The following is a 9,403-nucleotide window of genomic DNA, read 5'->3' as shown; positions in this document are numbered from 1 at the left end:
ACGGCTCACCCCCGCGGCCCGCCGCGCGGCGGGGGCGGCGGGCCCCCCCCCCCCCCCGGCGCCCCCCCGGCCGTGCTCAGTCCAGGCCCCGGGCCTCGCGGAAGCGGACCGTGAGGGCGTCCGGGGCGATGAGCGGGGCCGGGTAGTCGGGGGCGGGGTCGAGCAGCCAGGGGCGGTGGACGGCGGCCCCCGGCAGGTGGGCGAGTTCGGGCACCCAGCGCCGCACGTACGTCCCGTCCGGGTCGTACCGGTCGGCCTGGCGCAGCGGGTTGAGCACCCGGTTGGGGCGGGTGTCGGTGCCGGTGCCCGCGACCCACTGCCAGTTGAGCTGGTTGTCGGCCACGTCGCCGTCGACCAGCAGCGACAGGAAGTGGGCGGCGCCGATCCGCCAGTCCAGGTACAGGCACTTGGCGAGGAAGCCCGCCGTCAGCAGACGGGCCCGGTTGTGCATCCAGCCCTCCTCGGCGAGCTGGCGCATTCCGGCGTCGACGATCGGGTAGCCGGTGCGGCCCTGCCGCCAGGCCTCGGCCTCGCGCTCGTCCCGGTGCCAGCGGTCGTCCCTGGTGCGGTAGTCCCGGTGCGCGGCGTCGGGGCGGGCGGCGAGGACCTGGTGGTGGAAGTCGCGCCAGGCGAGCTGCCGGACGAAGGCCTGCGCCCCCTCGCCGTCGTGCCGCAGGGCGCGTTCGACGAGTTCGGTCGGGGACAGGCAGCCGAAGTGCAGGTACGGGGAGAGCCGGGAGGTGGCGTCGGCGGCGAGGTCGTCGTGCACCCGGGCGTAGGCGTCGACGTCCCAGCGCCGCCACCGCTCCCTGGCCGCGCTCTCGCCCCCGGGTGGCAGGGCGGGCGAGAGCGGTCCGGTGAGCAGCAGGTTCTCGCTGCCGATGCCGCCCGGGGTGTCGAGCGCCCGGGGCGCGCCGAGCACCGTGCGGCGGGGCGCCTGCTGCCAGGCGCGGTGGTACGGGGTGAAGACCGCGTAGTGGTCCCGGCCGGCCGGGGTGATCCGGCCCGCGGGGACGACCGTCACCGAGGCGTCGTGGACGTGCAGGCGGTCGCCGAACACCTCGCGCAGCCGGGCCTCCCGCCGGTGCGCGAAGGCGCTGACGCCCGCGGCGATGTGCACGGTGACCGGAGCGGGAACGCCACCGGCATCACCCTTGGCCGCACCTTCGGCCTCGGCTTCGGCCTCGACGGCGACCCGGGCGGTCTGCTCGGCGGGTTCGCCGCGGCGCACGATCAGCCGGGAGCCGATCCGGCGCAGCGAGGCGTCCAGGTCGGCGAGGCAGTCGGCCAGGAACGCCTGCCGGTTGGGCGCGGCGAAGCCGGCGTCCTCGACGGCCGGGTCCAGGACGAACAGCGGGACGACCCGGTCGGCCGCGGACCGGGCGGCGTGCAGCACGGGGTTGTCGTGCAGCCGCAGGTCCTGGGTGAACAGGGCGATCGATACGGTCACGGGCGGGGCCTCACAGGTGGTGCCGTCGGGTGTTCTGATTGCTTCTACCGCTTCAGCTGCTTCTCCCCGGATGTTCGGAGCCGCCCGCGGCGCGGATTGGTCCCAACGGCCCCGCGGGTCCGGTCGGCGGGCCCGTGTTCCGCCGGTGGCGCCTCGACGGCGGGTCGTGAGCCGGCAGCGGTGCTGGGTGCGTCGTGCGGCAGCGGTGCGTGGTGCGGCAGCGGTGCGTGGTGCGGCCGGGGCGTCGCGTGAGAGGCTCGCTCCATGGAACAGCGTGTACTCGGCCGTACCGGCCGCCCCGTCTCGATCGTCGGACTCGGTACCTGGCAGCTCGGCGCGGACTGGGGGGACGTCCGCGAGGAGGACGCCCTGGCCGTGCTGGAGGCCTCGGTGGAGGCCGGCGTCACCCTCTTCGACACCGCCGACGTCTACGGCGACGGCCGCAGCGAGCGGCTGATCGGCCGCTTCCTGAAGGACCGCCCGGACGCCGAGGTGTTCGTCGCCACCAAGTTCGGCCGCCGGGTCGAGCAGCGGCCCGAGCACTACAACCTCGCCAACTTCCGTGCCTGGGCCGACCGTTCGCGGGACAACCTGGGGGTCGAGCGGCTGGACCTGGTGCAGCTGCACTGCCCGCCGACGCCGGTCTACTCCTCGGACGAGGTCTTCGACGCCCTGGACACCCTGGTGGAGGAGGGCCGGATCGCCGCCTACGGGGTGAGCGTGGAGACCTGCGCCGAGGCGCTGACGGCCATCGCCCGCCCGAACGTCGCGAGCGTCCAGATCATCCTGAACGCGTTCCGGCTCAAGCCGCTGGAGCAGGTGCTGCCCGCCGCCGAGGCGGCCGGCGTGGGAATCCTCGCCCGGGTGCCGCTGGCCTCGGGCCTGCTGTCGGGCCGGTACGACGAACACACCGTCTTCGGCGCGGACGACCACCGCACCTACAACCGCCACGGCGAGTCCTTCGACCAGGGGGAGACCTTCTCCGGGGTGGACTTCGCGATGGGCGTCGAGGCGGCGGTGGAGTTCGCCGCACTCGCACCCGAGGGCGCGAGCGCGGCGCAGACGGCGCTGCGGTGGGTCACCCAGCAGCCGGGGGTGACGACGGTGATCCCCGGTGCCCGCAACGTGGCGCAGGCCCGGGCCAACGCGGCCGCCGCCGGGCTGCCCCCGCTGCCGTCGGCCACCCTGGCCGCCGTGCGCGAGCTGTACGACCGGCGGATCCGGGCGCAGGTCCACGCCCGCTGGTGACGGCGGGCGGCCGGTAACGGCCCGTGGCCCTCACGACGAGCGTCCGGGCGGGGCCGCGCCGTGGGCCCGCCGGTGCGAGCGCCGACCGGCCTCGCGGCCCGCGGGCTTCCGGTGGCAGGCGTGCGGACCGTCCGGCCCGGGAGCGTGCCGAGCGTGCCGGGAGCCCGCACGGGCCGCGGGGGACGCGGGGGTGTCGCGGGCCGGCTTCGGCCGTCGGCGGTTCAGGTGGTGGCTGCCCCAGGCGAACGCGCCGATGAGCAGCGCGGCGAGGGCCAGGGCGGGCACGGCGACGGCGTACAGGGCGGGGCCGTCGGGTGTGGCCGGGAACGGTGGGCTGGTCATGGTCCTCTCCTCTCCTCGCGTTCCGGCGGCGGGCCCGGACCCGAGGGGGAGGTGACCGGCGGGCCGGGTCCGTCGCGTGACGCCCGCCTACCCCGCGCGCCGGGAGACATGCCCGGTCCGGTGGCGGCCCCGGCTCCGGTGGCGGCCCTGGTGATGGGGCGGGTCAGGAGAGCAGGCGGGCGAGGGCGGCGTCGAGGTCCAGGTGCTCGGCCTCGGCGCCGGCCGGCACCAGGCGGAAGGAGTCGAGGAGGAACGCCGTCACGACGGCCGCCGGAACACTGATGACGGCCCGCGCGGCCGGAGAGCGCAGGGTGATCAGCACGCGGTCCTCCGGCCCGGGTGCGACGGTCACGTCCCCGAGGCCGGCCGGGCCGTGCCGGCCCCGGTCCAGCAACTCGCGCGCGAAGGTCCACTGCGCCGCGTCGTCGTCGCCGAGCGGCGGGAACGCCAGGCACACCGCGTACGGCGACGCCGTGTCGAACCGCAGCTGCGCCTCCACGGCCACGTCGGGAAACGGGCCCTCGGGCAGGGTGACGGCGGTGGACCAGGAGGTGGCGACAGTCATGCGACGAACTCCCATTCTGGCGATGGCACCCGGTTTCCCCCGGCCGTGACGGCCGGTGGTGGCAGCGCTCGGTTACCCGCGCGCCCGGGGTGCATTCCTCGTCTCTCAACGCAACCGCGTCGCCCGGCGTGATCCCCCACCCGGGTGGTTTCCCGGTCGGGGGAACGGGGCAGCCGCCCACCGCTCCGGGCCCATACAGCGAAGCCCCGCCCCGGCGCACGGTCGCGGGGGCGGGGCGGGGCGGGGCGGGGTTCGCGGGTCACCGGGTGATCACCGCGTGATCGTGCGGAGCCTCACGGCGCCACGGTGTCCGCCGCGGGCGGCTCCGGCTCCTCTTCCTCGTCCGGCTTCGCCTTCCGCCGCACGTCGGCCGGGGTGGGCGCACTGATGGATCGCTCCTCGGCGGAGCGCTCCCGGGCTCCGGTCCGGCCCTCGGCCTTCGCCCGGACGTCCGCCGGGGTCGGGGACGTGATCGCGCGTTCCTCGGCGGACCGTTCCTGCGTCGCCTCGTCCGGATGCGTTCCGTGGTCGTCGCGTGTGGTCATGGGCTCGTTCCCCTTTCCGGGTCCTGGGCTTCGACGGATGGGATACCGGGCGGCTGCCCGGATGTCCGGGTCCGAACCGGATTCCGGACCGCGAGTACGGGGCCGGGTGGTCCGGTCCGGCTCGGCGCCGGTTCCGTCAGCCCTCGGTCGTCGGCCCTCCGACCGTAACCCCGGGCCGGAGCCCGCGCTGCCGGACGCAGGGGGGCGATGCCACACGGTGCGGTCACGGTCCGAACCGGTGGCGAGGACCTCTCGCCGGCTGTCGATTCCTCGGTCGACGAGGGCACGAGTCGGCGGTGGGGGCAGGACTACTCGCTCCGGTCGCTCTGGTCGCCGCGGTCCGGGGCGCGGGTTCCGCGCCGGTGCCGGCGCAGGTACCAGACGGCGAGGGCGATGACGACGCCCGCGGCGATCGCGAGGGCGAGGACCCGGCCGACGGTGCTCTCGACCCGGGTGTAGGCGGCTCCGGCGAAGTAGCCGAGCAGGGTGAACCCGACGCCCCAGAGGACGCCGCCGAGGGCGTTGTACAGGAGGAAGCGGCGGTAGGGCATGCGGGACATGCCGGCCAGCGTGGGCACCATGGCGCGGAAGAAGGCGACGAAGCGGCCGAAGAAGACGGCGGCCGGCCCGCGGTGGCGGATCAGCTCCTGGGCCCGGTCGACCCGGGTCGCATGGCGCCGCATCGGGCGGGTGTCGAGGATCCTCGGGCCGATGTGGCGGCCGATCTCGTAGCCGGCGGTGTCGCCGAGGACGGCCGCGCAGACCACGAACAGGACGAGCCAGCCGAGCGAGAGCCGGCCCTGGTGGGCGAGGAACCCGCCGAGGACGGCCGCGGTCTCGCCGGGGACGACGAAGCTGAAGAAGAGGGCGTCCTCGACGAGCACGAGGCCCGCGACCACCGCGTACCCGACCGGACCGGACAGTCCGCTCAGCCAGGCGGTGATCGAGTGCATCAGCCACCCCGTTCCGGACCGGCGCCCCTCTCCGCCTCAATGTAACGCTCGGCGCCCCCGGCGACCCGGCGGTCCGGAAGGCGACGGACCCCGGCCCCAGGCCCTCGGGTCAGGTCAGGACCAGCGAGCGCAGCAGGTCGAGCTCGTCGAAGCCGAACCCGGCGAGGACGGCGGCGAGTTCGCAGGCGCCGGGGGCGAGCAGATCGACGATGGCCAGGACGTCCCGGCCGCCGGCGCGGTCGAGTTCCTCCAGCGCGCGGGGCAGGTTGCGGCGCCACAGCACGGCCGGCGCGGGCGGGCCGACGGTGCCGCGGTCGCGGTGGAGGGTGCCCTCCGGGGACACCCACAGGGGCGGGGCGTCGGCCGTGCGCGGGCCGAGTGCGGTGCGGTCGATGGTGGACGTGGCGGGGCGGTGCAGCAGGAGGCGGTGGTCCATCGGGCGGAACCCGTGGGCGAGGAACGCCCGGGTGGTGACCGGTCGGCGGTGGAGCGGCAGGCCGGGCAGGTGGGGCGGCCAGGGCGAAGGGTCGGTGAAGGCGGTGACGGCGGTCAGGCCGCCGCTCCGCGCCAGGACGGTCCGGACGAGGACCTCGGCCGCGTCCGCGGCCTCGCGGCAGTGCAGCCAGGCCACCCCGCCGGTGAGTCGGCCGGCCGTCGTCCGGCGGTGCACGGCCATCGCGCCCTGGAGCCGGCCGTCCCTGTCGTGGAGGACGAGGACCGTCCGGTCGGGCCGGCGGTCCCAGGCGACGGGTGCCGCCGCCGGGAAGGGCACGGCGGGCCGGTCGGCCGCGATCAGCCGGACCACCTGGGCCTGGTCCTCGTGGGTCGCGGGCCGGACCCGCAGCGCCCGTCCCGCCCTGTCGGACACCCTCGTCGGGCCCCTGTCCACGTCCACGTCCATGTACCCGTCCATGTCCTCGTCCCGGCCGACCGCCGGCACGGTGGGTTCGGTGCCGACCGGGCCCCGGATGGGCCAGGGCACTCGGAGTCACCCGAACGGGTGACATTCGGCGGCAGAGGGACATCCAGCGGTCGAGGGACATTCGGCGGCCGGGGGACGGTCGCGCGGATCACCCGGTGACGGTCCGCTCCAGGAGGTCGAGGGCGCTCGCCAGGCTCTGCGGGCCCGCGGTGCCGCCCGGGGCGCCGGAGCGGCCCCAGCCGGGGCCGGTGGCCAGCACCAGGGCCCGGCCGCGGGAGCCGCGTGCGCCCCACGTGGAGTCGGCCACCCGCCGGACCAGCTCGTGGTCGGCGGTGGGCGGGAGCTGCGACCAGAGCATCACGGCGCCGGGGCCGATCCGGTGCACCGCGTCCAGCAGCGCCCTGGGCGGGACGGCCGCACCCAGCATCCGGAACGGCAGCGCACGCTCGCCCAGGCCCGCCGCGGCCGCCTCCAGCGCCAGGCTGTGCTGCTCGTCGGGCATCGCGGCCAGCAGGACGGGCGGCGCGGGCCGCGGCCTGGCGGGCCGTACGGCGGCAGCACGCAGGACGGTGGACACGTGCCAGGACAGCAGGTGCTCGACCTCGACGTACTGCTCGCCGGAGGAGGCCCACTTGCGTCCGGTAGCGCGCAGCGCGGGCATCATCACCTCGGTCCAGGCGTCGACGACCCCGAGCGAATCCACCACCTCCCGCAGGATCCGGGCGACCTCCGGGGAGTCCAGGCGGACGGCGGCCCGGGCCAGGCCCCGGCACTCGGCGCGGACCGCTCCCATCCGCAGCGCACGGCCGCCGGCCGGGCCGCGACCGGCCTCCGGCCCGGGCCGCGCGGCCTGCCCGGGCACCGGTGCGACGGCGGACGGAGCCCCGGCCTCGGAAGCGGCCGCGGCCGCGTGGTGGGAGGCCAGTGCCGCCCGGGCCGCTTCGGCCGGGCGCACACCGCGGGCCGCCAGGCGGCACATCGCTTCGAGCAGCGCGATGTCCTCGGGGCTCCAGCGGCGGTGGTGGCCGGGGTCGCGCAGCGAGGGGCCGATGCCGTAGCGGCGCTCCCAGGAGCGGATCGTGGTGGGGGACACCCCGAGGAGCCGGGCCACGCCGCCGGTCGGCAGGCCCGCCTGGTCGGTACCCATCGTTCTCCTCTCGCGGATGTTCCGGATGTCCCGGGCGTCCCGGATGCCCTGGGCGTCCCGGGCGTCCTGCGCCACTGCCATGATCCCCTGTCGGGCCCGGGCGTCAGGAGCCGTCGAAGGCCGTCCGCAGCCGCAGCAGCCCGTCCCGCATGCGGGTCTTCACCGTGCCCAGCGGCACCCCCAGGACCCGGGCGATCTCGCGCTGCGAGTAACCGCCGTAGTACGCCAGGACCAGCGACTCCCGCTGGACGCCGCTCAGCCGGGCGAGCGCGGACCGCACCCGGCGCGCGTCGAAGACCCGCTCGACCTGCTCGGCGACCGGTTCGGCGCCAGGCTCGCGGACCGGCTGCTCGCGCAGGGCCGCCCGCAGTTCGCGGTCGGCGGCGGCCTGCGCCGCCCGGACCCGGTCGACGGCGCGGCGGTGGGCGATGGTCAGCACCCAGGCCAGCACCGTGCCGCGGGCCGGCCGGTAGCCGGCGGCGGCGCGCCAGACCTCCAGCAGCACCTCCTGCGCGACCTCCTCGGCCTGCGAGGGGCTGCGCAGCGTCCGCAGCGCCGTCCCGTACACCGGTGCGGCCACGGCCCGGTACAGCCGTGCGTACGCCGCCTGGTCGCCCCGGGCCACCGCGGCGACCAGGCGCTCCAGCTCCGCGGCCGGAGCCGGGACGACGGGGACGGCCGGGACGACGGGGACGGCGGGGACGGCTGGGGAGAGGGACGGGGACGGGCAGGCGTGCGTGGTCACCCCGGCACTGTGCAGCGTTTCGGTTTCCCGGCACCACCCGCAGCCTTTGTGCAGCGTTTCCCCGCCACTCGCTGCCACCGCCCGCCGCCGACGTCCCGACGCCGCCCCGACCGCCGGTAATTCGGTTGACCGGGCCGCGCGGTCGCGCTGCACTTCGGGGGGCGCCGCACGCGGTGGCGCCGGCAGTACGGGGAGGCAGCAGCACCGCATGGAGATCCGTTCCACGACCGACCAGGACCTCGACGTCTTCGTCGACACGCTTCACGCCGCGTTCGGGCGGTTCCCGGAAACCCCGAACGCGGACGGCGGCGGGGTCTGGTGGGCGGCGACCGAGATGGACCGCAACCTGCTCGCCGTGACGGCGGACGGGCGGCCGGTCGGCACCGCCGGGGCGTGCTCCTTCGAACTGACCCTGCCCGGGGAGGTGGTCGTCCCGACCGCCGGGGTGACGTCCGTCGGAGTCCTGCCCACCCACCGGCGCCGGGGCGTGCTCACCGCGCTGATGCGCCGTCAGCTCGACGACGTGCGGGCGCGAGGGGAGTTCCTCTCCGTCCTGCTGGCCTCCGAGGCCGGGATCTACGGCAGGTTCGGCTACGGTCCGGCGACGTACACCCAGCGGCTGACGGTGCCGAGCGGGCGGGCCGCCTTCGCCGCACCCCGGGCGCGGCGGGCGGCCGAGGCCCCGGCGGCCGGCTCGGTCGAACTGCTGCGGCGGGCCGACTGCGGGCGGATCGTGGAGGAGGTCTACGACCGTTACCGCCGCCGTCAGCCCGGTGCGCTGTCCCGGCCGCGCCGCTGGTGGGAGCTGGGCGCGGGGCAGGTCCCGATCGCCCCGACGCCGCGCTACGTCGCCGTCCACCGGGACGCCGACGGCACCCCGGACGGGTACGCCAGCTACTCGCTCGGCGACGACACCCTGACGGTGGACGAGACCATCGCCGTCGACGACGCCGCCCACACCGACCTGGCCCGGTTCGTGCTCGGCCACGACCTGGTCTCCCAGGTCGTGTTCCGGCACTGTCCGCCGGAGCACCCGCTGCGCTGGCAGCTCGCGGACTTCCGTGCCGTCCAGCCGGGCGGCGAGACCGACTGGCTCTGGGTGCGGCTGCTGGACGTCCCGCGCGCGCTGACCGCGCGCGGCTGGTTCACCGACGGAGAGCTGGTCCTGGACGTCGACGACCCGTTCCTCGGCGAGCACCACCGGTACCTGCTGACCGTCCGGAACGGGAAGGCCGAGTGCGTCCCGACGGACCGGGAGCCCGATCTGTCCCTGGACGTCCGCGACCTGGGCGCGGTCTACCTCGGTGGCACCGCCCCGAGCGCCCTCGTCCGGGCCGGGCACATCCGGGCCCACCGCCCCGGCGCGGCCGTCCTCGCCGACGCCCTGTTCCGCGCCGAGCGCGCGCCGCACTGCCTGCACTGGTTCTGATCCGGCAGCCGCCACCCGCGATCAACACCGAACGCCGGTCCCCGCCCTGGTTGGGCG

The 9,403-nt window shown here is 76.4% G+C and carries 10 protein-coding genes; 2 read left to right on the top strand and 8 right to left on the bottom strand.

The genetic code is table 11. The features are described 5' to 3' along the window. Nucleotides 1-76: 76 nt before the first annotated feature. Nucleotides 77-1,450 carry a deoxyribodipyrimidine photo-lyase gene (locus ACFVHV_RS42135; RefSeq protein ID WP_359897877.1) on the bottom strand — a complete coding sequence of 458 codons (1,374 nt, stop codon included), beginning with the start codon at nucleotides 1,448-1,450 and terminating at the stop codon, nucleotides 77-79. Nucleotides 1,451-1,714: 264 nt separating this feature from the next. On the opposite strand from ACFVHV_RS42135, the gene ACFVHV_RS42130 reads away from it, so the two are divergent. Continuing rightward, nucleotides 1,715-2,698, top strand: a complete 984-nt coding sequence (locus tag ACFVHV_RS42130; RefSeq protein WP_380358956.1) for an aldo/keto reductase — start codon at nucleotides 1,715-1,717, stop codon at nucleotides 2,696-2,698. Between the two features lie 30 nt (nucleotides 2,699-2,728). On the opposite strand, the gene ACFVHV_RS42125 is transcribed toward ACFVHV_RS42130, so the two are convergent. The 7 genes from ACFVHV_RS42125 to ACFVHV_RS42095 form a co-directional block, all read right to left on the bottom strand. Further along, nucleotides 2,729-3,040: a hypothetical protein gene (locus tag ACFVHV_RS42125; RefSeq protein ID WP_380358954.1), complete on the bottom strand. Its 312-nt coding sequence runs from the start codon at nucleotides 3,038-3,040 to the stop codon at nucleotides 2,729-2,731. 163 nt (nucleotides 3,041-3,203) lie between these two features. Next, complete coding sequence (locus ACFVHV_RS42120; RefSeq protein WP_380358951.1) at nucleotides 3,204-3,605, bottom strand: SsgA family sporulation/cell division regulator; 402 nt, start codon at nucleotides 3,603-3,605, stop codon at nucleotides 3,204-3,206. A 293-nt stretch (nucleotides 3,606-3,898) separates the two neighbouring features. Further along, nucleotides 3,899-4,150 carry a hypothetical protein gene (locus ACFVHV_RS42115; protein WP_380358950.1) on the bottom strand — a complete coding sequence of 84 codons (252 nt, stop codon included), beginning with the start codon at nucleotides 4,148-4,150 and terminating at the stop codon, nucleotides 3,899-3,901. Between the two features lie 308 nt (nucleotides 4,151-4,458). Then, nucleotides 4,459-5,103 carry a DedA family protein gene (locus tag ACFVHV_RS42110; protein WP_380358947.1) on the bottom strand — a complete coding sequence of 215 codons (645 nt, stop codon included), beginning with the start codon at nucleotides 5,101-5,103 and terminating at the stop codon, nucleotides 4,459-4,461. Between the two features lie 109 nt (nucleotides 5,104-5,212). Beyond that, nucleotides 5,213-6,085 (bottom strand): hypothetical protein, encoded by an 873-nt coding sequence (locus ACFVHV_RS42105; RefSeq protein WP_359897870.1) that lies wholly within the window; start codon nucleotides 6,083-6,085, stop codon nucleotides 5,213-5,215. 88 nt (nucleotides 6,086-6,173) lie between these two features. Then, entirely contained in the window at nucleotides 6,174-7,172 is a 999-nt protein-coding gene (locus ACFVHV_RS42100; RefSeq protein WP_359897901.1) for a MerR family transcriptional regulator, read from the bottom strand. Nucleotides 7,173-7,275: 103 nt separating this feature from the next. Beyond that, nucleotides 7,276-7,818, bottom strand: coding sequence for a sigma-70 family RNA polymerase sigma factor (locus tag ACFVHV_RS42095; protein WP_380358959.1), 543 nt, complete (start codon nucleotides 7,816-7,818; stop codon nucleotides 7,276-7,278). Between the two features lie 307 nt (nucleotides 7,819-8,125). Between ACFVHV_RS42095 and ACFVHV_RS42090 the strand changes: the two genes are divergently transcribed. Continuing rightward, nucleotides 8,126-9,346: a GNAT family N-acetyltransferase gene (locus tag ACFVHV_RS42090; RefSeq protein WP_380358944.1), complete on the top strand. Its 1,221-nt coding sequence runs from the start codon at nucleotides 8,126-8,128 to the stop codon at nucleotides 9,344-9,346. Nucleotides 9,347-9,403 lie beyond the last annotated feature (57 nt).

It is taken from the genome of Kitasatospora sp. NPDC127116 (assembly GCF_042677365.1).
In the GTDB taxonomy this organism is placed as follows: Bacteria; Actinomycetota; Actinomycetes; order Streptomycetales; family Streptomycetaceae; genus Kitasatospora; species Kitasatospora lactacystinica.
The sequence above is the reverse complement of the archived record's forward strand: the minus strand, read 5'-3'. Positions and strand labels throughout refer to the sequence as shown.

What these genes read in the sequence shown, in the direction of transcription:
- ACFVHV_RS42130 (WP_380358956.1), top strand. Translation starts at nt 1,715, where the DNA reads ATGGAACAGCGTGTACTCGGCCGTACCGGCCGCCCCGTCTCGATCGTC.
- ACFVHV_RS42115 (WP_380358950.1), bottom strand. Translation starts at nt 4,150, where the DNA reads ATGACCACACGCGACGACCACGGAACGCATCCGGACGAGGCGACGCAG.
- ACFVHV_RS42120 (WP_380358951.1), bottom strand. Translation starts at nt 3,605, where the DNA reads ATGACTGTCGCCACCTCCTGGTCCACCGCCGTCACCCTGCCCGAGGGC.
- ACFVHV_RS42090 (WP_380358944.1), top strand. Translation starts at nt 8,126, where the DNA reads ATGGAGATCCGTTCCACGACCGACCAGGACCTCGACGTCTTCGTCGAC.
- ACFVHV_RS42125 (WP_380358954.1), bottom strand. Translation starts at nt 3,040, where the DNA reads ATGACCAGCCCACCGTTCCCGGCCACACCCGACGGCCCCGCCCTGTAC.
- ACFVHV_RS42110 (WP_380358947.1), bottom strand. Translation starts at nt 5,103, where the DNA reads ATGCACTCGATCACCGCCTGGCTGAGCGGACTGTCCGGTCCGGTCGGG.
- ACFVHV_RS42100 (WP_359897901.1), bottom strand. Translation starts at nt 7,172, where the DNA reads ATGGGTACCGACCAGGCGGGCCTGCCGACCGGCGGCGTGGCCCGGCTC.